Here is a 19,013-nt window from a genome sequence, read left to right as displayed (position 1 = left end):
CTCCCCCACAATGGGGGAGATCAAGCACTTCCACGCCGGCGCCCTCCACGAACTCGGCGAACCTGGAAAGCGCGGCCGGTTCGGTGAGCCCTCCAATCACCGTTCTGCCCCGCCTGCTTGGACGATCCGGCCGGGCATGTTTCCTCGGCCTGCCGCCGGCTCGGCCGCCCTTGGGGTTGGCGAAGCCGATGGCGCGCAAGCCGGCATTGCGGTGGACGATGCCGATGATGGCGTTGCGCGAGACAGGGGCGCCGCGCAGCGCGCTGAAGCGGCCGGCGATGCGCGAGGCCGACAGCCCCTCCTTCAGCCAGGCGGCGATCTCGTCGATTTCCTTTTCGGTATAGGCGGCTGCCATCTTCTCATTCCGTCGATTGCTAGGGGCGTGGGCTTGGGAAAGCGCTGGGCTGAAGCCCAAGCGTCTGGGTTCGGCCGCGAGGCCGTCGGTGGGGTTCAACAAAGAGGTCGGGATCAGGCGGGGCGCGCGGCCCGTTCCAGCTCGCGGAGCCTGGCTTCAGCCGCGGCCCGCGTCAGGCCCGACACCGCCCGGCCCGACGCGCGGTCGAACAGGATGACGGTGCCGTCCTCGGTGCGGATGCAGCTTATGCCCGGATTGGGGGCCGGAGCCGGGGGAGGAACGGCTCCGGCCGTTCCGGTGAACCGGGGTGCGGGCGGTTCGACCGGATCCGGGGCAAGCGCCCCGGTAGGCGCCCGGACCGGGGAGGAAGACAGTCCGGACGATTGGAATTCCAATGGTGAGGGCAGCGCGTTCATGCCGCCTCCCCTTGCATGGCGGCCGCGCGTTGCATGGCGGCGCGGCTGGCCAGCCATTCGTAGCTGACGCCGGCAATGCCCAGCCGGCGGCTCGCCGCCACCACATGCGGCCAGTGCTGTGGCGCGATGCGGCCGCGCCGGCGCATCTGGCGCGCCGCCTCGTAGCCGCAGCCGACATCGGCGGCGAAAGCGCCGATGCTGCCCCAGCGGTCGATAAGCCCCGAGATACTCGTGGGCAGTCCCTGGATGCTCGTGGGCTGCCCTGGAATCACCGGTAATGCGGAAATGCTTGCGGGATGCTCATTCATGCGCTAAGCGTACGTTATGTACGAATAACGCGCAAGCGAAATCGTACAGTTTGCACGATAAATTTCAGGCATTTTGTACGATGATGGATTCCCGGCACAGATTGCAGCAGGCGCGCGCCCAGGCCGGCTATGCCTCGCCCAGCGATGCCGCGCGGGCGCTGCGCGACATCAACAAGAATACGTTGATCAGCCATGAGAACGGCAACCGGCCGCTGTCGCGGAAAGCCGCCGAAAAATACGGCCGGCTGTTCGGCGTCGACCCCGGCTGGCTGCTGTTCAATGGGGATGGGGCCGAAGCAGCGCCGGTCAATCTCATGCCCTCGCCCGTCACCATCGACGTGCCGATCGTGTCGTGGATCAGCGCCGGCGAGCTCGGCAGCCAGGACAGCGTGGTCAACCTCTCCGACTATCCGACCATCCCCACCGCCGACCTTGAGGAAGGCGAATGGATTGCGCTGCGCGTCGACGGCCCGTCGATGAACAAGATCTCGCCGCCGGATTCGATCATCTTCGTCAATCTGCGCGACAAGCGGCTGGTGACCAATGGCTGCTATGTGATCTCGGACGAGACGGGACGGGCCACATACAAACGCTATCGCCCGAACGACAACCCGCCGTTCCAGCCGGCTTCCTACCTGGATATCCCGCCGCCGGAACTGGAGGGCGCGATCACCATAATCGGCCGGGTGAGAAGGTCGATAATCGATATGTGAGGGTGGATTCCCTCGACGGGAGACCGACTTCGGTGGTCATTGCAATTTCTGCTTGCATTTTAGAACAAAGACAGAACTATATAGTGGAATTGCAGCCGCCCTCGCGGCAACTCCGGGGGGAGGACCAATCATGTCTCGCCGTACCGGCGCGGTCTCGCGCATATTCATTGCCGTGCTCTCATATGGGCTGGCGTTGGCGGGGGTTATGGTGCTTGGTGCCCTGACCACGCCCGCCGTTGCTGGGGACTATGCCCTTTGCTTCGGCGACGAAAGCGGCGGTCAGGGCAGTGACCAAAAGGAAGCGAATGTCGACCAGGCCGCGGTCGATCAGCGCATCGCTGCCTGCACGGCGATTGCCGAAGACGTTACGCAGGCGCAGCGCCTGCGGATCAAAGCCTATTTCTATCGGGGCGCCGCCCGGGACGACAAGGAGGATTGGGACGGTGCGATCGCCGATTACGACAAGGCCATCGCGCTCGATCCGAAGGCGACCTCGGCGCTGTTCAACCGCGGCACCGACTGGTCCAACAAGGGCGACTACGACCGCGCGATCGCGGACTTCAACATCGTGATCAGCCTCGAACCGTCCGCCAGCGACGCCTATTCCAGCCGCGGCTCGGCCTTCCTTCGCAAGGGCAAGATCGACGCGGCCATGCTTGATTTCCAGCAGGCAATCGAGGCCGATCCGCAAAACGGCGACGCCCATACGGGCTTCGGCACCGCCTGGAGCAAGACCGGCGAACGCGACAAGGCGATTGCGGAATATGACAAGGCGATCCGCATCGATCCGGCCGATTTCATCGCGCTGGTCAATCGCGGCCTCGCCTACGCCGCCAAGGACGAGTTCGACCGCGCCATTGCCGATTACGACGCCGCGCTGGCCGTGGACCCCGGGAGCGCCGATGCCTATGCCAACCGCAGCGCCGCCTGGATCGGCAAGAGCGACTGGGCGCGCGCCATCGCCGATGCCAACAAGGCGATCGAGCTCGATGCCGGAATGGTCGATGCCTACTACGCCCGAGCCGTCGCCTGGGCGAGCAAGGACAACGACGATCGCGCCCTTGCCGATTTCGACAAGGTGATCGCGCTCGATGCAAACGATGCCAGGGCGTGGCTCGGTCGCTCGCTGATGCGCTCGCGCAAAGGAGACAGCGCCGGCGCGGCGGCCGACTGCCGCAAGGCCATCGCGCTCGATCCGAAAAACACTCGCGGTTGCGATGCGGGGCCAGCCGACGCCGAGATGCCTGCGGCGGAAACGGCGTCCGAGCCGGATCTTTCCTCTTTGACCAAGCAGATAGAGGCCACCGGCAGGCAGATCCGTTCCAAAGAAGCTGCCGCGCAAATCCGGGATGCATTGAAGCAGCAGGTCTCCGGCGACGTGCCGGGCGCGATCGCTTCCTTCGGCTATGCCATCTCACTCGATCCCGACAATGCCGAGGCCTATTACGACCGGGCGGTCGCCGCGGCCTCGCAAGGCGACAATGCCCTTTCCGCGAGCGACTGCCGGCGCGCCGTCGAGCTCGACCCGCGACGCGCCGACGCGTGCGCCGCGCTCATGGCTCAAACCGCTCCGGCCGCCACGACACAGGACCAGACTGCCCAGGATAGGGCCGCCGCCAGGATACTGGTCGAACGCGCCGGGGCGCGCCTGGCAAAATACGGCGTCGACGGCGCGCTGCTCGATTTCGACAAGGCAATCAGCCTCGACGCCAAAAATGCCGACGCCTATCTCGGCCGCAGCCGCGCCAGGACGCTCAAGGGCGACCAGGCCGGCGCGGCGGAGGATTGCCGGCGCGCCGTGGAGCTGGATCCCGCCCGATCGGGAAGCTGCGACCAGCAGGCTGCCGGCGATGACGGCAACGCCGCACAGGCGCCGGACCCGGGGCAGCCGAAGCCGGCGGATGCCGCTGCAGACGCGCAAACAATACATCCGAATTTGGCGGCGACGGACGACACCCTGGCTGCAAAGTCTCTGGAGACAAAAGACCAGCGCGCGCTGCAAGCGATCCTCGGCGGCGATGCCTGGCTGGACATGGGCAAATATGACAAGGCGATCGGTTCCTATGACGTGGTGATCGCGCTCGAACCCGACAACCGCTTCGGCTATTTCGGCCGCGGCAGGGCTAGGGCCGCCACACGCGACTACGGCCAGGCGATCGCCGACTTCGACAGGGTCATCCAGCTCGCCCCCAATTTTGCCGCAGCATATTTCCGCCGCGGCCTCGCCAAGGTGACATCCGGCGATGTCGATGGCGCCCTTGCCGACTGCGACCGAGCCGCCACGCTCGACCGGAAGGCGCGCGACGCCCATTACTGCGAAGGCATGGCCTGGCACGCCAAGGGCGACGCCGGACGCGCGGTCGCCGCCTATACGGTGGCGATCGGCATCGATCCCAAGGCCGACGCCAGCTATTACGCACGCGGCATGGCTCGCGCCGACAGCAAGGACTATGCCGGCGCCATCGCCGATTTCGACCAAGCGCTCAAGCTCGATCCCGGCAATGCCGATTACACCGTAGCCCGCAAGGCGGCGGTAGCGGCCAGCGGGGAGCCCGCCGCGGGCATTGCCAACGCGGTTGGTTCCGACATCGCGGCAAACGAACCGGACACCGCCGCCGTCGCGCCGGCTGAGACCGCGGCTTCGGCCGAGCCAGGCGCGAGTGACGAGCTTTCGCCTGCCGATCCGAAGTTGGCGAAGCTTATCGACACCAGCGATCCCCGTGTCCTGGTCGCGGTGGCCAAGGGCGACAGCCTCTTGCATGAAGAAAACTATGACGAAGCGATCCAAGCCTATGAAGAGGCCATCGCGATCGATCCCGAGAGCCCGCTCGCCTATTTCGGACGAGGCAAGGCCTTTGATGGTAAGAAGGATTTTGCCCGCGCCATCGCCGATTTCGACAAGGCCATCGCCATTATTCCCGACGTCGCCGCGCCCCTCGTGCGCCGTGGTCTGGCCAAGGGCGCGGCGGGCGACGCGGACGGCGCGCTTGACGATTGCATCAAAGCCATCAGGCTAGACCCTCAAGCAAGCCGCGCCTTCTTCTGTACTGGAGCGGCCTGGTACGGCACCGGAGACCCGAAGCGAGCGATCGAGGCCTTTTCATCGGCGATCGAGATCGATCCGAAAGACGCCGCCAGCTATTATGGACGCGGCATGGCGCAGGTCGACGCCAAAAACTACGCCGATGCCATTGCCGACTTCGACCAGGCGGCCAAGCTAGACCCGCACAATCCAAACTATGCCGCCGCGCGCAAGGCGGCGACGGCCGCGCAGCAGAAAGGCGGCATGGGCGGTAATACGATCGTGCCATCCTCGAAGGAACTCGCGGCTTTCGTCGATCGAGGCTATGCGTTCTACCACAAGGGCAAATATGATCGTGCGATCGCCGAATTCAACAAGGCGATGGCGATCGATCCGCAAGATGCCTCGCCTTATGTCGGACGAGCCATCGCGCTTGTCGACAAAGGCAAGTACGACGCGGCGATCAAGGACTACAACAAGGTCATCGGGCTCTACCCCGACTATTCGGACGCTTACATCGGTCGCTCCGTCGCGTGGACCAAAAAGAACCAACCGGATCGCGCCATCGCCGATTTGAGCCGGGCGATCGAGCTCGACGCCAATGACGCGCAGGCCTATTTCGGGCGCGGCGGCGCCTTCGCCGCCAAGGGCGACTATGACCGGGCGATCGCCGATTTCGACCAGGCCCTGAAGCTCGATCCGAAGATGAGCCTTGCCCGCAAGGGCCGCGAGCTGGCGCTGGCGGCGAAAGGTAAGGCCGCAGCCTCGCAACCAACCGGCGGGCTTCGGAACAAGGCCGCCGAAGACGCTATCGAAGCGGGCGATATCTGGCGCGGTCAAAACCAACTCGATCGCGCGCTCGAGCAGTACGGCATAGCGATCGCCGCCGACCCATCCAATGCCCACGCTCATACCATGCGCGGCTTCACCTATACGCTGAAGGGCGATTCCGACCGGGCGTTGGCCGACCACAACAAGGCAATCGAACTCGATCCCAAGTCGACTGACAGCTATTTCTATCGTTCTCTCATCTGGCGGCAGAGGGGCAAGATCGACCGCGCCATCGCGGATCTGACCACCATCATTTCGTTGCAGCCGAACAACGTCGACGCCTATGTGCTGCGCAGCCGAGCCCGAGCCGTAAAGCACGATTGCGAGGGCATTATCGCCGATTCGACAAAGGCGATCGGACTGAAGCCAACGAATGCCGAAGCATGGTTCAATCGCGGATTCTGCTGGAACAGGAAGAAGCAATATGACCGCGCCATCGCCGATCTCGATGAAACCTTGCGCCTCGATCCAAACTACGCCAACGCCCGCAAGGAGCGCGACGACGCGGCCGCGGCGAAGGCTTCATATAAGTCAACGACTGCGGACGCGGCGGCGATGGACGACGCCACCAAGAGCGGCATAGCCCTGTACAACAAGGGTCAATACGATCTTGCAATCGCAAAATTCGACCGTGCGATAGCACTCGATCCCAACAATGCCGAGGCTTTTGGGTATCGCGGTCTCGCGTGGGGACAGAAGGACAATTACGATCGAGCCATAACCGACTATGGCAGCGCGATCGCGATCGACCCAAAGAACAGCAGCTATTATTCCGCTCGCGCTTTCGCCTGGACGGCCAAGAACGACCATAAGCGTGCCATCGACGATTTCGGCAAGGCGATCGAGTTCGATTCCACCTACGCCTCGAACTTTCATGGTCGAGGCATCAGCCGAATGATCGTCGGGAATTACGATGGCGCGATCGCAGACTACAGCAAGGCCATCGAACTCGATCCGAACGTTGCCAAGGTGCATGTCGATCGTGGAATTTTGTGGGTAGTCAAAGGCAACTTGGAGCAAGCCCAGGCCGACTTTGAGACGGCTATCCAGATCGACCGGAACAGCCCCGGCGGCTACTACGGCAGAGGCCTTCTGCGGGCGCGAGCGGGCGACCAGGACGGGGCAATCGACAGCTTCAATCAGGCCATCAAGCTTTACCCCAGATATGCAGATGCTTACACCGCCCGAAGCCTGGCTTGGGCAGCCAAGGGCGATTTGAAACGCGCCAAGGCCGACCGTAAGAAGGCGCTGAGCCTCGGGGGAAATTGACGGGATCGGGAGGGCCGGCGGATGGCGCGGTGGAAGGGATTGGGCGCGGCGGCGGTGGCCGCCTTGGCTTTCGTCGCGGTGAAGGTGCTGCCGTGGGGGCTCGGTTTCGCCGGCGGCAAATATCTTTACCAGACCGTGGCGGGATCGACCGCGCGCAAGGCGCCGACCAGAGCCGACGTCAATGCCGAAATCGAGAAACAGGATTTTCAGATCTTCAAGGCGATCGCCCAGGAATTTCCGGACGACTACAATGCCTTCATCGACAAGATCACGCTCGCGGCCGGTTCGGGAAACCAGCAGGCGGTGCGCGACGCGAGCAGGGTGGCGGTGGCCGACCTGCGGCGCAAATACGCGCCGCTTTTGCCCTCCGCCCCAGATCGTGAAGTCTCGCAGGCGCTCGCCGCCCAGCTCACCATGGTCAATCACCTGATGGCGCGCGAAACGCCGGCCACCTGCAACAATTACCTGCGCAACGGGCCGGACGCGGTCAGCGCGCCCGGCAACGATTTTCTGGTGGACCTGGACCGGATAGGCGCGACGCTGTTCCATGCCTTTGGCGCAGCCAAAAGGAGCAGCCTTCCCGCGGCCGAGCCTAGCGATGAGGACTGGTCGCTGATCGCCGACGCCTTCACCAGGAGCGGCGGCACGCCAGCCGAGATGGATGCGATCGCGAATATGGACCAGGATTTCTCGGGACTCTGTCCCGCCGTGGCGAAATTCTATACAGCAGCCCTGTCGATGCCTGGCGAGCCCGGCCGGCATATCAAAACCGCCCTGCTCTACGCTACGTCGAGGAACTAGGCGCGCCTGGCGAGGCGCGGCGTCCCTTCGCGCCAAGCCTGGGCCTTTCCTACCCCATCAGAAACTCGTTCGTGAAATACGCCGCCAGATCCGGCTTCTCCTTCAGCGCCTTGCCGTTGCCATCGAGCAGGATCCCCGAGGCGAACAGATACTCGCCCATCGCTTCCATCTTGGCCTTGTCCATGGTGCCGATGGCGCCGGCAGCACTTTTCAGGAAATGGCCGTCGTTCAGCACCTTCAGCGAGGCATCGATCAGCGCTGGGTTGGTGAGCGTGTCCTTGTTGGCGGCAACCAGCAGCTCGCCAGCCTCCTTCGCGTGGTCGACGGCGAAGTCGTAGCCGGCCCGCGTCGCCTTGACGAAGGCGGCGGCAGCCTTGGGATTGGCGGCTAGGTAGGCGTTGCTGGAAACGATCAGCGTGGTGTGCTCGTCCGGCACGCCGTAATCGGCGTAGCGGAAGCTGCGCTGCTTCAAGCCTTTCAGCTCGGCCTCGACGCCTTCCCAGGTCGAGACTTCCAGCGTGAAGTCGACCGCGCCATTGGCCAGCGCCTCGTAAGCCGAGGTACCCAGCGTCACGGTCGAAAAATCGCCCCTGCCGCCGTCATGGCGGATGATGGTCTGGAGCAGCGCATTCTCCCAGGCGCTGCCGAAGCCGCCATAGGTCAGGCCGTCGAGATTCTTTGGGCTTTTGATAGCGGCGCGGTCGGCATTGAAGACGACGCGGCCGGTTTCAGACTGGACGACCGCATAGACGGCCTTCAGGTCGGCGCCGGCGCTTTTCTGGGTGAACAGGCCGAGCGAACCCGAAATGCCGAAATCGGCGACACGGTTGGCCACCAGCGTGCCCGAGCCGGTGTCGCCATAGGGCAGGATTTCGACATCGAGCCCGGCATCCTTGTAGAAGCCCTTGTCGCGGGCGACGAACAGGCCGATGTGGTTGGTGTTGACGGTCCAGTCGAGCGCGACGGTGATTTTCTGCGCGGCGGCCCGGGCGCGCGTGACGGCCCGGGCAAATGGCAGGCTGGCGGTCAGGAACAGCGCCTGGCGGCGGGTAAGGTCAATCATTTCGGGTCTCCATCGAATGGTCGGGAATCGGATCAGCTGCGCCGAGCAGCGTGTCGAGGATGCCGGCCTCGATCGCGGCCGCCTCGCGGGCGAGTGCGGCGCTTTCGATGCGCGGACGCGGCAGCGGCACCGCCACCTCACGCACCACGCGCGCGGGCCGCGCCGAAAGCACATAGATGCGGTCGGACAGAAGCACGGCCTCGCGCACGTCATGGGTGATCAGCAGCGCGGTCCAGCGGTGGCTTTGCCACATCGTCTCCAGCCAGCGCTGCATGGCCGCCCGGGTCAGCGCATCGAGTGCGCCGAAGGGCTCGTCGAGCAAAAGCATGTCGCGCTGCTGCACCACCGTGCGCAGGAGCGCCGCGCGCTGGCGCATGCCGCCGGAAAGCTCGGCCGGCCAGGCGCGCTCGAAGCCGGCAAGGCCGAACTCGGCGAACAGAGGCGCCACGCGCTCGCGCGCGGCCCGGCGCTTCATGCCCTGCACTTCGAGCCCCAGCGTGGCGTTGTCGATGACGCGCCGCCACGGCATCAGCGCGTCGCGCTGCGGCATGAAGGCGAAGCGGGCGCCATCGAGCGGCGCGCCGTCGAAGCGCATCTCGCCTTCGCCCCGGATCGCGCCTGTGAGGAGCTGGAACAACGTCGACTTGCCGGCACCGGAAGGGCCGAGGATCGACACGAACTCACCCGCGCCGACATCGAGCGAAACGCCGGCCAGAACCTCGAGCGCGCCGAAGTTTTTGCGGATATCGCGAAGCTCGAGCCGGGTCATGGCCGGTGCCCGGAGGGTTCGGCCTTGCGGTCGCGCCCGGCCCTCTCCCAGGGCATGGCGAGACGCTGGACGAGCACGGCCAGACCAAACAGTGCCAGCGTCAGCGCCGAGCTGACGGCAACGGCGGCCAGCACGAGGTCGGGCCGAAAATTGTTCTTGGCGCTGAGCATGTAGATGCCCAGCCCCTTCGCGGCGCCCGCATATTCGGCGAAGATCGCGCCGACCACCGCATAGGTGATGGAGATGCGCAGCCCGGCGAAGAAATAGGGCATCCCCGACGGCAGCCGCGCCAGCCAGAATATGCGCCAGCGCCCTGCCCCCATGGCGGCAAGCATCTGGCTGACTTCGGCGCTCGTGGCGGCGTAGCCTTCGACCAGCGCCACCATCATCGGGAAGAAGGTGACCAGCGCGACCAGCAGGATCTTCGGCAAGAGGCCGAAGCCGAACCACAAGACCACCAGCGGCGCGATCGCCACCAGCGGCAAGGTCTGGCTGGCGATCAGCAGCGGAAACAGCGCGCGGCGCAGCCGGGGAAGGAAATCGACCAGCGCCGAAAGCACGAAGGCGGCGGCGAGAGAGCAGGCGAAGCCGGCAAGCGTGGCGCGGATGGTGGGCAGCGTGTTGTCGGCGAGTGCGGCGCGGTTCTCCCAGGCTTGCGCCAGCACGCGCGAGGGTGCGGGCAGCACGGTGGGCGCGATGCCGCCGAGACGGGCGTAGAGCTCCCAGGCGAGGAGGAGAAGGGCGAATGCGAGAGCGGCGGGGAAGAACTTGGCGAAGGCGGCGATGAGAGCCAATCCCCCCCCTTGTGGGGGAGATGTCCGGCAGGACAGAGGGGGGCGCGAAGGAACGCCTCCCTGCGATAATTGCCCCATAGCATCAGACGAAGGCTGCGCTTGCGAACGCTTGACAGGCCGGCGGGACAGCGCCCCCCTCTGCCTTGCCACGTTGGCCGGCCCTTCGCTGTCGCTCCGGGCGTTCGTCGTTCGCGAAGCCAAGCAATTGGCTTCGCGTCCGCTTTCGCCAATCGCCGAAGGCCCCCATCCCTCTTGCGGGTTAGGATCAGATGCGAGGTTCTCTCCCCCGCGCTGCGGCTCAAACGAAACAGCCATAGCATCTATCTCGGCGACTCAAACCGCCGTCGGGCTGTTGGCCGAAATCGTGATGTCGAGGGTCACGTGGCCCGCGCCGGGTCCGAAGCGGCAGAAGGCTTCGTTGAGCGTGGCGAACACCGCGCCGGCATCGCCGCGCAGCCTGGTGCAGAAGTTCTTGGAACGGTCGAACACGCCGGACTGTTTCAGGAAGTCGATGCAGCCATAGATCTCGTCCATGTGATCGCCCGTGCCCATCACATAGAGCGAGAATTGCGCCGCCACTGGCTGGTCGGTCGAGAGTGTCGACCGCACGGCGCCGAGCGCCGCGCGTTTGCGCTCGTCGAGCGGGACCGCCGGGCCGCCGATCTCGTCGGAACGGCAGATCGGATCGTCCGGCTCGCCGGGGCAGCCGCGCGAGACGGCAGCCGACAGCACGCAATGCTTGCCGCTTTTGGCCGCCGCCACGAAAAGGTCGCGCATGGCCGGGAACAGCACTTCGGGCGGCCCGACCAGCAGCGTCGAGATGTCGTCGGTCTCGATCCTGAGCCTGTCGCGGTAAGGATCGAGCGCGCCCAACGCGCCTAGGATGACGCCGACGAAATCGTCGGCCATGGGATAAAGGGAAATCTGTGCGCCGGAAAACATGGCCCGCCTCGCTCCGCTGGTATTATCCAGATCAGCTTTAGGGTCCGGAGGCTTGCCGCCACCATCTCAGCCCCGACCGTACGGAGCACCCCTGTGGATGAGCGCGTTAAAGCACTGTTTGCCGGGTTGGGGAAGCGGTTTTTTGCGAGGCCAATTGGGCCACGAGTCTCATCTCCCCTAGGGGAGATGCCGGTGGTTATAAGATTTTCGCGAATTTCTTATAACCGCCAATCGTTCAAATTGTACGAACCTCGCTTGACCGGATTTCGTACATAAAGTACGATGCTTCTTTTGAGGGAATCTGCTTGAACACCGCGAACCATGCCGCTTTTGCCGACCTCTCCCGCCCTTTGCTGTCACCACTGCCGCTCGCCGAGCGCGAGCGCCTCGCCGGCGCCTGGCGCATGGCCAGCCAGGACATCGCCGACGACATCCGCTTCATCCGGCAATATCTGAAGGTGATCGCCGAGAAGGACGAGCGGCTGTCGACCGGCGCGCTGGTGCACGGCCGTGCCTATGTGGAGGCCTGCGCCGCCTGGCTGCCGGAGACGATGGCGCGGTATCTGCGAAATCTCAGGCTGATCAGCGAATGCGAAAGCGCGATGATCGCGGCGGGGGTGAGGTTCGCCCGGTCGAGCGATGCCTGGTGAGGGCTTCCCTCTTCCTGTGCAGGGACCGAAGAAGCCCGCGCCGCGACCCTTCAACCGGCCGGTTGCAACTCTTGGCTCGCCGCCCCGGCAAATGCATCGTTTCACACAATCGCCAATTGGTGGACGCGAGTGAGTGGCCGGGCGTTAATTCCTGCCGGGTGAAGGAGGGAATAGACGCATACCAGGGAGGAACACGTTTGATGCAACCGCAAATCGACATCGGCGCACTGCCCGAGGACCAGCCCTACGAAGTCACTTCATTTGCCAGAAAGCACGGACTGACGGTTCCGGTCGCGGATGCGGTGCTTTTCGCCAGAGGCCCGTCCCCGTCGCGGGCCGCCTGCGATACCGCGGCGCTTGCCCTTCTCTGCGCGGTCGCGCAATACGCCAGCAAGCAGGGAGGGCGCTAGCGATCGGCGGCGCCTTCCCTCTTCTCGATCTTCCTACCAGCTGAACTGCAGCCCTGCATTGCCGCCGACCTGGCTGCCGGCGAAGGCGATGCCGAGCGTGCCGGTCAGGCGGCCGCCATCGAAGCCTTCGCTCAGCACGGCGGCGCCGGTGATGCCGAAGGCATTGGCGTCGCCGGCATTGCCCCAGTTGACGCGCAGGCCGAAATGCTCGCCCTGCACGAGATCGGGCGCGGCGAGCGCGGCCGAGATCGAGGCATTCTCGAAGGCGCGGGTGATGCGATTGTCGATGTCGTCGACATGGGCGGCCAATGCCGTCTTGCCGGTGACCGTCGTGGTGCCGCCCTCACCATCCTCGACCGTTTGCTTCGTCTCGCCAGTCTGGGCGTTGATGCAGGTTTCGGTGCCCGGGCTGTAATAGTAATTGATGCCATAGGCTTGGCAGTACCTGAGATAGTCGACCGCAGCCTCGGATGGCGACGCAAGGAGCGTTGCCGCGCCGAGCATTGCCGGCGCAAGAAGATATCTGAACATGATGCCCCCGGCCGCTCTTACCAGGTCAACTGCAGGCCGGCATTGCCGCCGACCGTCTTGCCGGAGAAAGCGACGCCCGCGGCGCCGGCCAGCCGACCGTTGCCGCCAGGCATGAACCCCTCGCCCAACACCGCCGCTCCGGTGATGCCCATGGCGTTGGACTGACCGGCATTGCCCCAATTGACGCGGACGCCGAAATGCTCGCCCTTGTTCAGGTCCGGGCTGGCCAGCGACGACGCTACCGAGGCACCCTCGAAGGCACGCTGGATGCGGTGATCTATGTCCTCGACCTTGCTTGCCAGCGCGGTTTTACCGACGACCGTGCCGCCGTCGGTTTCGCGACGCGTCTCACCCGTCTGGGTATTGATGCAGGTTTCGGTACCTGGGCTGTAATAGTAGTTGGTGCCGTACTGATCGCAGACGCGCACATATTCGACCGGATGCGGTTCGTCAGCCAAGGCCGGCATGGCCCAGCCGCCTGTTCCGGCCAGAAACGCAAACGAAATTAGACGGTTGATGCCCCGCATACCTAGTCCCCAAGTTGAAAGCCCGGGCGGAAAAACGCATGGTAAAGCGCGGCGAGTCAAGCGGCCGGTCCGACCAAAGTCCGACTTTTATTGGGAATATTGAAGGGACAGACTCGGTGTTGCCGGGATGACACAGAGATAGTTCGAGATAGTCAGTAAACCTCTCTCGTTGCCGAGTTTATACATTACCAATTTCTAATATAAATGATCGCTATACATTGCAGATCGGCGACGCTTCTCAGGAATCGTCGAAGGGCGCGACATGGCCGCGCCCTCACCTTCCGGCGGACCGAAAGAGGCTTGGCGGCAAACGACCGCCGAAACGGCTCAGGCCTTGGCTTTCGGTTTGGCCGTCTTTGCCTTGGCGGGGGCCTTGGCGGGCTTTTCCGCCTTGGCGGCTTTCGGCTTCTCGACCTTGGCGGCAGCCGCCTTCTTCGGCGCTTTCTTCGGCTTGCCTGCCGCGTCGATCTCGGCGGTCGCCTGGTTCCAGTGCTCTTCGTGAGCACCTTCGGGCCGGCCGGCCTGCTCCCAGATCTCGTGCGCGCGTTGGCGAATGCGTTCGTGCCTGTCGTCCGTCACTGTCGCCTCCTAAGGTTGGGACGGGTTCCCCGGCGCGAACACTAGCGGAATTTTGACGCGGCGTCTTCGATATCACGCATGTGCGACCGACTTAGGCGGCAAATTCGCTCAGTGGCCGTCGGTGACGACCGCGATGCCGAGATGCGCTGCCTTCTTTGTGATCAATCCGGCTAAATCCGCGTCAGAGCGGTCGGTCCCGGTGCGCTTCCGTAGCAGGGAAATTGCCTCTTGCATGGACAGCAGACCAGTCCTGTGCTCGGCCAGCAGCTTATCGACCTGCCGGGCGATATCAGGTGATTCGACGTGTGGATGATGCATGGCAACGACTCCTTCCGCGCTTCGTTGCCTCCCAAACCGCTGCCATTCTAGGCCTTGTGCGTCGATGCGAGAAGAGCCCGATCCTTCACCGAAGCATCGGGCAAGGATCGGGCTCTTCGGGGGCCAGATGTTACTGGATCACCTGGACAACGCGGCGTGTGCCGGGATCGATCAGCACAGTGTGGTCGTTGACCACGGCATAGCGATATTGCACGTCCGGCACCTGCTGCAGCTCGACGGTGTCGGGCACGGTCGAGCCGACGCCGAGCTCGAGGCCGAGCACGTTGACCGAGGCGATCGGATGCTTGTGGACATATTCCTTGACCACGGTCTGCTGCTCGGGGGTGACGATCACTTCGTCCGCGGCCGCGATGCCGATGCCGGCCATCAGAGCCAGGCCGGCGACAGCTGGAATGAGGTTGGTTTTCATCGTTTCTCTCCTGTTGGACGACGATCCTTCGGATCGCGTATTGTTGCGCTCACAACGATCCTTCGGATCGCTTGGTGGCGAGCTCCGCCCTGCCTCCGCAGGGGCGGAAACATCGGCAGGCCGAATAGTTGAGCTCCCGGGGCAAACGCCCCCGGTGAGGTGTTGTTCCGTCAGCAACGACTAATTGATGTGGCGGAACCTTCGCATCGGCTCCGCATTGGAAGGCATTGAAACTCCCCAAGACTTTGAGATCCAAAGGGCGCCGCAGTCATGCAAGAAGGTTACATCAGAAGCGACATAGAACTTCGGGCCCCCGTGGCGATCGCCGTCGGCGCCGGCTTCAAGCGCGAGATCGCCTCGCTCACCGGGATGCAGAATTTTCTCAAGGAATGGCCGCCTGCCGCGCGGGGCGAGAGCCACGCAAGGGCGCTGCGTGCCTGCGAGGCGGCGCGGGCCGGCGAGATCGATCTCGAGAAGGCGCGCCAGGCGTTCCTGGTCTTCGCGAGGAAAGCGGGGATCGAGTGGACCGGGGCCGATCCGGTGGCGGTGCTGCGCGACGCCAAGATCCGGCGCAACCGGGCTCGCGAAAGCCGGGCGCAGCAACGGCCGGCGCACTGACGGCGCGCCGGTGCGCGTTGGCCTTGCCTGCAGGTTTCAGAATCTGACCGACGATGTCCCCGACGGGGGCGCTTGGCGTCCGCACGGACCGCCGCCTGGCGGCTGACGGTCGACTGGATCGATCGGGGATTTTCGGCTGTTGGCCGCGTCAGGTCGGTGTCGACTCGCCCAGCGCTTCGGTAACGAAGGACGCGGCGATCAGGTCGTCCGCTTCGATGCGTAGGGAGCCCTCGCCGCCCCCCATGATGGCCGCGACCTTCTGGAAGGTCTTCATCTCATGCTCGGTGATCCGGGCGTCGCGCATCCTGGCTTTCAGATCGGCGACCCGCATCCCGAGCGAGCGGGATGTTCCGATTTCTCGTTTCGACATGTCCGTCAAACTCCTCCTCGCCCCGCCCTTATCTGTTCGCCGCTGCCCGAATTCATGCTGCCATCCATTTGTGTTGCTGATGAGACAGCTGAGACCCAGAGCCGCTAACTCGAACGCGAGGGGAAGGTTCCGTTAGCACATGGTAACAAAATAAAACTCGGTTGACGGCCCGCCGCCCCAGTCGGCGGCAGGCATTCAACCTCGGTGCGCTAGCGGTTAATCGAGCACCTTGACGATCTTGCGCGTGCCGGGGTCGACGATCACCGTCCGGTTATCGACGACAACGTAACGGTATTGGACGTTCGGCACCTCGTGCAGCTCGACCGTGTCGGGAACCGTGCTGCCGATGTTCAACTCGACGCCCGGAACCTTGACCGAAGCCAGCGGCTGCTTGTGGACATATTCCTTGATGACGGTTTCCTGCTCCGGCGCGATGACGACATCCTGCGCGGCAGCGGCGCCAATGCCGGCAAGAAGCAGCAAGCCGGCGGCGGCGGAAGTGAGGTGCATTTTCATCGTTCGTCTCTCCTATGTGGATTGGATCAAATCGCCTTGATGCTGCGCCTGCGATTTTCCACAGCGGGTCGGCAGTCTCGTAACGCTAATCGCCTAGCGTTGTTCCCTGCGAAAAATCCTGCGAGAAGAGGGCTGGCGCGTGCGAGAATTACTGCCGCCGCGTGCAGCAAGACCCTCCCTTTTACCCGTTGCCGCAATTTCGGAACAATGCGTTTTGAGCCGGGTTACCCATGCGAAGGGACCGACTTTCCGAGGAGAAATCCAATGAAACATCTGCTGATCACAAGCATGATCGCACTCAGTGTGAGCTGTGGCGCCGCGATGGCGCAGACCGAATCCGCGCAGCCAAGCGGCGGCGACAACAATTGCGCAGCCGGCACGGCCGATTGCCAGAAGGGCGGCAAGGCTGGCGGGCAGGCCCAGGGCGAGACGAAATCGAAGACCGACATGAATGCCCAGGGCAAGGCCGGCGCCAACACCCAGGAGCAGGCTCAGGGCAAGGCTAAGATGAAGACCGATGAGCAAGCCCAGGGCCAGGCCGGCACAACGACCGACCAGAACGCCGAGGACAACACACAGCTCAAGAAGAAGCAGCAGGCCCAGGGCAAGGCCGGCGCGACCACCGAGCAGAACGCTCAGGGTAACACCAAGATGCAGACTGAGCAGAACGCTCAGACCAACACCGGCACCAAGACTGACCAGAATGCCCAGGACAACACGCAGCTTAAGAAGAAGCAGCAGGCCCAGGGCAAGGCCGGCACCACGACCGAGCAGAACGCTCAGACTAACACCGGTACCAAGAGCGACCAGAATGCCCAGGGTAACACCGGTACCAAGACCGAGCAGAACGCCCAGGGCGGCAACACCAAGATGCAGACCGATCAGAACGCCCAGACCAACACCGGCACCAAGACCGAGCAGAATGCCCAGGGCAACACCAATGTCGAGACCGACCAGAACAAGACGGCCTCGATCAACAATGTGACGGTCGAGCAGAGGACGCAGATTACGCAGGTCATTCATGAAACCCATGTCGAGCCGGTTCGCGACGTCAGCTTCGACATTTCAGTCGGCGTCGAGGTGCCGCGGCACAAGATACGGCTGCATCGCCTGCCGGCCCGCATCGTCAAGATCGTGCCAGCCTATGAATCCTACGAGTATTTCGTGTTGGCCGATGGACGCATCGTCATTGTCGACCCCGACACTTACAAGATCGTCGTGATCCTGAGCTGATAAGGACATCATGAAGACAAAAAAGGCCCGCCTCGTCGGGCCTTTTTTCGTCCAGCCGTCCCTGCCTTGCAGGTCCCGCGCCGTCGCCGACGCGTTTCATAAGACCTCGCTTGAATGCAGGGCCGCATGGAACGATCCGGCGCAATTGGCGGTTGCTACAAGGAAGTCCTGCTCCCTTGGTCCCTGTCGGAGCGGACAATGGTGCGACAAGGCCGCCGGGCAGATTGTTCAAGCTTGCGGTCCACCCGGAAAAGGTGCAAGGGTCATGACGGGTAGAGACATGGGCGAGATCGTCGACGACTGGAAATGGTCGCGGCGCTCGGTTGGGCAAATGTATTTTCCGCAGTTTCTTGTGGGAATGGCGGCGACGCTTCTGGTGATCCTCGGCTGGACATTCGCGTCCACCGGATCGATCTGGGCGGCATTGGGCTGGACGGTCCTTGCCGCGGTCATTCTGCAGGCCGGCTACTTCGCTGCGGTGCTGTGGCTGGTGCATGGCGAGGCCCGCGTGGCCGACGAGGCCAAATCGAGCGACGGCGCCGCCTCGCCCGCCAAATTGCCTGGCCCGTTCGAGCGGGACGGCATCATCCACGCTCTCATCTCGCTGCTGTTTCCGAAGCTTCTGCCCTAGCCGGCCGCAGCCTCCTCGCGACTGGCCGGCCAGTCGCTTCCCGGAAGCCGGCGGCAATCCGTTTTCGCCCGACACGTTGCACGCCTCTGCTCGAGCGCGGCGAGCCGGCCAGCCCCGCGTTATGCTTCCGAGGCGCGATCAGTCTGGCATTGTCGCCAGCGCCCGTCCGCAACAAAGGTTATTCGGCGCGATGCAAAACGGCCGTCTTGCCGTGCTCTTTGGTTGGAGGGCTCCAGCCCGTCCAGGCCGGAGCCCCCAGCTCGACCGCAAGCTAGCGTGCCGCGGCTGGTGAGGCGGAGCGCACCGTCTCCGATGACGAGAAGACGACGAAGCCAAAGACCAGCACCGCAGCGGCGACGATCAGAGAGCCTATCGCCACGACCGGTTCGATCTCCGGATGGCCTGCCGCCAGCATCCAGTAGAGCGCCGGCAGCATGATCACGATGCCGGCCGTGTAGAGGCCGTAATGGATCATCGCGATGCGGCGCTCGGCCTTGGCCGGGTTGAGCGCATAATAGCCACCGAAGATGGCGCTGGTGACCCAGCCTAGAAGGTTGATGTGGGCGTGCGCCGGGAAGGCGCCGTGATCGCCCGAAATCGCCATCTGCAGCCCGGCGGCGATGCCCAGGATGAGAAAGACGATGGCCGTCTTGAAGAAGAGTTCCGATACCCGTGGCATTTCTGTTGTCCCTCCCAATGCCTCTGTGGACCCGACTCTGCGAAGTCTATATCCAGCCAGCCATATTAGCCATGGCGCACCTAAAGCATGCTTCCCGAAACTGGGACCCTGTCTGGGGATAAAGACATGCTTAAAGCCCAAGACCAAAGCGCATGGAGCGAATCCGAAGGATCGCGACGCGCTCTAGGTGTGGAGCTTCAACAGGTTGTCCTCGATCAGGGCGAGGCGACTGATAGGC

22 protein-coding genes, 1 pseudogene and 1 riboswitch are annotated in these 19,013 nt (G+C 63.9%); of the genes and pseudogenes, 8 read left to right on the top strand and 15 right to left on the bottom strand.

What is annotated here, in order from left to right:
• The 3 genes and pseudogenes from E5X34_RS31785 to E5X34_RS31775 all read right to left on the bottom strand — a co-directional run.
• Positions 1–355 (bottom strand): annotated as a pseudogene (locus tag E5X34_RS31785) (GcrA cell cycle regulator); the annotation flags it as partial.
• Between the two features lie 113 nt (positions 356–468).
• Entirely contained in the window at positions 469–771 is a 303-nt protein-coding gene (locus E5X34_RS31780) for a hypothetical protein (protein ID WP_292573088.1), read from the bottom strand.
• Positions 768–1,079, bottom strand: a complete 312-nt coding sequence (locus E5X34_RS31775) for a hypothetical protein (RefSeq protein ID WP_292573086.1) — start codon at positions 1,077–1,079, stop codon at positions 768–770. The genes E5X34_RS31780 and E5X34_RS31775 overlap by 4 nt, the downstream gene beginning before the upstream one ends.
• Before the next feature lie 80 nt (positions 1,080–1,159).
• Between E5X34_RS31775 and E5X34_RS31770 the strand changes: the two genes are divergently transcribed.
• From E5X34_RS31770 to E5X34_RS31760, 3 genes are all read left to right on the top strand, one after another.
• The gene (locus tag E5X34_RS31770; protein WP_292573084.1) at positions 1,160–1,792 is read left to right on the top strand and encodes a S24 family peptidase; all 633 of its coding nucleotides are present in this window, start codon (positions 1,160–1,162) and stop codon (positions 1,790–1,792) included.
• Between the two features lie 130 nt (positions 1,793–1,922).
• Positions 1,923–6,914 carry a tetratricopeptide repeat protein gene (locus E5X34_RS31765; protein WP_292573082.1) on the top strand — a complete coding sequence of 1,664 codons (4,992 nt, stop codon included), beginning with the start codon at positions 1,923–1,925 and terminating at the stop codon, positions 6,912–6,914.
• Between the two features lie 21 nt (positions 6,915–6,935).
• Positions 6,936–7,715 carry a hypothetical protein gene (locus E5X34_RS31760; protein ID WP_292573080.1) on the top strand — a complete coding sequence of 260 codons (780 nt, stop codon included), beginning with the start codon at positions 6,936–6,938 and terminating at the stop codon, positions 7,713–7,715.
• A 49-nt stretch (positions 7,716–7,764) separates the two neighbouring features.
• On the opposite strand, the gene E5X34_RS31755 is transcribed toward E5X34_RS31760, so the two are convergent.
• The 4 genes from E5X34_RS31755 to E5X34_RS31740 form a co-directional block, all read right to left on the bottom strand.
• A complete protein-coding gene (locus E5X34_RS31755) occupies positions 7,765–8,778 on the bottom strand; it encodes an ABC transporter substrate-binding protein (protein WP_292573079.1) in 1,014 nt (337 codons plus the stop codon).
• Positions 8,771–9,547, bottom strand: coding sequence for an ABC transporter ATP-binding protein (locus tag E5X34_RS31750; RefSeq protein ID WP_292573076.1), 777 nt, complete (start codon positions 9,545–9,547; stop codon positions 8,771–8,773). The genes E5X34_RS31755 and E5X34_RS31750 overlap by 8 nt, the downstream gene beginning before the upstream one ends.
• Complete coding sequence (locus tag E5X34_RS31745; RefSeq protein ID WP_292573073.1) at positions 9,544–10,341, bottom strand: ABC transporter permease; 798 nt, start codon at positions 10,339–10,341, stop codon at positions 9,544–9,546. The genes E5X34_RS31750 and E5X34_RS31745 overlap by 4 nt, the downstream gene beginning before the upstream one ends.
• Before the next feature lie 333 nt (positions 10,342–10,674).
• A complete protein-coding gene (locus E5X34_RS31740) occupies positions 10,675–11,283 on the bottom strand; it encodes a YkoF family thiamine/hydroxymethylpyrimidine-binding protein (RefSeq protein ID WP_292573070.1) in 609 nt (202 codons plus the stop codon).
• A riboswitch (TPP riboswitch) is annotated at positions 11,274–11,386 on the bottom strand. Its footprint overlaps the gene before it by 10 nt.
• 202 nt (positions 11,387–11,588) lie before the next feature.
• Here E5X34_RS31740 and E5X34_RS31735 point away from each other — a divergent pair.
• Positions 11,589–11,933, top strand: a complete 345-nt coding sequence (locus E5X34_RS31735; RefSeq protein ID WP_126061534.1) for a hypothetical protein — start codon at positions 11,589–11,591, stop codon at positions 11,931–11,933.
• Between the two features lie 200 nt (positions 11,934–12,133).
• Complete coding sequence (locus E5X34_RS31730; RefSeq protein WP_292079545.1) at positions 12,134–12,343, top strand: hypothetical protein; 210 nt, start codon at positions 12,134–12,136, stop codon at positions 12,341–12,343.
• A gap of 33 nt (positions 12,344–12,376) precedes the next feature.
• Here E5X34_RS31730 and E5X34_RS31725 read toward each other — a convergent pair whose 3' ends face one another.
• The 5 genes from E5X34_RS31725 to E5X34_RS31705 all read right to left on the bottom strand — a co-directional run bounded on the left by E5X34_RS31725 (position 12,377) and on the right by E5X34_RS31705 (position 14,728).
• Positions 12,377–12,874: a porin gene (locus E5X34_RS31725; RefSeq protein ID WP_292573066.1), complete on the bottom strand. Its 498-nt coding sequence runs from the start codon at positions 12,872–12,874 to the stop codon at positions 12,377–12,379.
• A 17-nt stretch (positions 12,875–12,891) separates the two neighbouring features.
• Positions 12,892–13,341 carry a porin gene (locus tag E5X34_RS31720; protein ID WP_245463257.1) on the bottom strand — a complete coding sequence of 150 codons (450 nt, stop codon included), beginning with the start codon at positions 13,339–13,341 and terminating at the stop codon, positions 12,892–12,894.
• 387 nt (positions 13,342–13,728) lie between these two features.
• The gene (locus E5X34_RS31715) at positions 13,729–13,980 is read right to left on the bottom strand and encodes a DUF2934 domain-containing protein (protein ID WP_292117092.1); all 252 of its coding nucleotides are present in this window, start codon (positions 13,978–13,980) and stop codon (positions 13,729–13,731) included.
• A gap of 108 nt (positions 13,981–14,088) precedes the next feature.
• Positions 14,089–14,298: a hypothetical protein gene (locus tag E5X34_RS31710; protein WP_126061537.1), complete on the bottom strand. Its 210-nt coding sequence runs from the start codon at positions 14,296–14,298 to the stop codon at positions 14,089–14,091.
• A 130-nt stretch (positions 14,299–14,428) separates the two neighbouring features.
• Positions 14,429–14,728 (bottom strand): DUF1236 domain-containing protein, encoded by a 300-nt coding sequence (locus E5X34_RS31705; RefSeq protein WP_292573063.1) that lies wholly within the window; start codon positions 14,726–14,728, stop codon positions 14,429–14,431.
• Positions 14,729–14,998: 270 nt separating this feature from the next.
• Between E5X34_RS31705 and E5X34_RS31700 the strand changes: the two genes are divergently transcribed.
• Positions 14,999–15,346, top strand: a complete 348-nt coding sequence (locus tag E5X34_RS31700) for a DUF982 domain-containing protein (protein WP_292573061.1) — start codon at positions 14,999–15,001, stop codon at positions 15,344–15,346.
• Positions 15,347–15,494: 148 nt separating this feature from the next.
• On the opposite strand, the gene E5X34_RS31695 is transcribed toward E5X34_RS31700, so the two are convergent.
• Complete coding sequence (locus E5X34_RS31695) at positions 15,495–15,716, bottom strand: hypothetical protein (RefSeq protein ID WP_112125335.1); 222 nt, start codon at positions 15,714–15,716, stop codon at positions 15,495–15,497.
• 216 nt (positions 15,717–15,932) lie between these two features.
• Positions 15,933–16,232: a DUF1236 domain-containing protein gene (locus E5X34_RS31690; RefSeq protein ID WP_292573057.1), complete on the bottom strand. Its 300-nt coding sequence runs from the start codon at positions 16,230–16,232 to the stop codon at positions 15,933–15,935.
• A gap of 264 nt (positions 16,233–16,496) precedes the next feature.
• Between E5X34_RS31690 and E5X34_RS31685 the strand changes: the two genes are divergently transcribed.
• Together E5X34_RS31685 and E5X34_RS31680 are read left to right on the top strand one after the other, a co-directional pair.
• A complete protein-coding gene (locus E5X34_RS31685; protein WP_292573053.1) occupies positions 16,497–17,465 on the top strand; it encodes a DUF1236 domain-containing protein in 969 nt (322 codons plus the stop codon).
• Positions 17,466–17,730: 265 nt separating this feature from the next.
• On the top strand, positions 17,731–18,096 hold the full coding sequence (locus tag E5X34_RS31680) for an exopolysaccharide production repressor protein (protein WP_292573050.1): 366 nt from the start codon (positions 17,731–17,733) through the stop codon (positions 18,094–18,096).
• A 271-nt stretch (positions 18,097–18,367) separates the two neighbouring features.
• Here E5X34_RS31680 and E5X34_RS31675 read toward each other — a convergent pair whose 3' ends face one another.
• Positions 18,368–18,775 (bottom strand): hypothetical protein, encoded by a 408-nt coding sequence (locus E5X34_RS31675; RefSeq protein ID WP_126061543.1) that lies wholly within the window; start codon positions 18,773–18,775, stop codon positions 18,368–18,370.
• Positions 18,776–19,013 lie beyond the last annotated feature (238 nt).

Source organism: Mesorhizobium sp., from assembly GCF_004963255.1.
Taxonomy (GTDB): Bacteria; Pseudomonadota; Alphaproteobacteria; order Rhizobiales; family Rhizobiaceae; genus Mesorhizobium.
The sequence above is the reverse complement of the archived record's forward strand: the minus strand, read 5'-3'. Positions and strand labels throughout refer to the sequence as shown.

Excerpts from the sequence above, each read along its gene's own strand:
- E5X34_RS31695 (WP_112125335.1), bottom strand. The coding sequence starts at position 15,716 with ATGTCGAAACGAGAAATCGGAACATCCCGCTCGCTCGGGATGCGGGTC.
- E5X34_RS31740 (WP_292573070.1), bottom strand. The coding sequence starts at position 11,283 with ATGTTTTCCGGCGCACAGATTTCCCTTTATCCCATGGCCGACGATTTC.
- E5X34_RS31765 (WP_292573082.1), top strand. The coding sequence starts at position 1,923 with ATGTCTCGCCGTACCGGCGCGGTCTCGCGCATATTCATTGCCGTGCTC.
- E5X34_RS31730 (WP_292079545.1), top strand. The coding sequence starts at position 12,134 with ATGCAACCGCAAATCGACATCGGCGCACTGCCCGAGGACCAGCCCTAC.
- E5X34_RS31680 (WP_292573050.1), top strand. The coding sequence starts at position 17,731 with ATGACGGGTAGAGACATGGGCGAGATCGTCGACGACTGGAAATGGTCG.
- E5X34_RS31710 (WP_126061537.1), bottom strand. The coding sequence starts at position 14,298 with ATGCATCATCCACACGTCGAATCACCTGATATCGCCCGGCAGGTCGAT.
- E5X34_RS31690 (WP_292573057.1), bottom strand. The coding sequence starts at position 16,232 with ATGAAAATGCACCTCACTTCCGCCGCCGCCGGCTTGCTGCTTCTTGCC.
- E5X34_RS31720 (WP_245463257.1), bottom strand. The coding sequence starts at position 13,341 with ATGCCGGCCTTGGCTGACGAACCGCATCCGGTCGAATATGTGCGCGTC.
- E5X34_RS31755 (WP_292573079.1), bottom strand. The coding sequence starts at position 8,778 with ATGATTGACCTTACCCGCCGCCAGGCGCTGTTCCTGACCGCCAGCCTG.
- E5X34_RS31760 (WP_292573080.1), top strand. The coding sequence starts at position 6,936 with ATGGCGCGGTGGAAGGGATTGGGCGCGGCGGCGGTGGCCGCCTTGGCT.
- E5X34_RS31725 (WP_292573066.1), bottom strand. The coding sequence starts at position 12,874 with ATGTTCAGATATCTTCTTGCGCCGGCAATGCTCGGCGCGGCAACGCTC.
- E5X34_RS31700 (WP_292573061.1), top strand. The coding sequence starts at position 14,999 with ATGCAAGAAGGTTACATCAGAAGCGACATAGAACTTCGGGCCCCCGTG.
- E5X34_RS31685 (WP_292573053.1), top strand. The coding sequence starts at position 16,497 with ATGAAACATCTGCTGATCACAAGCATGATCGCACTCAGTGTGAGCTGT.
- E5X34_RS31770 (WP_292573084.1), top strand. The coding sequence starts at position 1,160 with ATGATGGATTCCCGGCACAGATTGCAGCAGGCGCGCGCCCAGGCCGGC.
- E5X34_RS31780 (WP_292573088.1), bottom strand. The coding sequence starts at position 771 with ATGAACGCGCTGCCCTCACCATTGGAATTCCAATCGTCCGGACTGTCT.
- E5X34_RS31705 (WP_292573063.1), bottom strand. The coding sequence starts at position 14,728 with ATGAAAACCAACCTCATTCCAGCTGTCGCCGGCCTGGCTCTGATGGCC.
- E5X34_RS31750 (WP_292573076.1), bottom strand. The coding sequence starts at position 9,547 with ATGACCCGGCTCGAGCTTCGCGATATCCGCAAAAACTTCGGCGCGCTC.
- E5X34_RS31775 (WP_292573086.1), bottom strand. The coding sequence starts at position 1,079 with ATGAATGAGCATCCCGCAAGCATTTCCGCATTACCGGTGATTCCAGGG.
- E5X34_RS31675 (WP_126061543.1), bottom strand. The coding sequence starts at position 18,775 with ATGCCACGGGTATCGGAACTCTTCTTCAAGACGGCCATCGTCTTTCTC.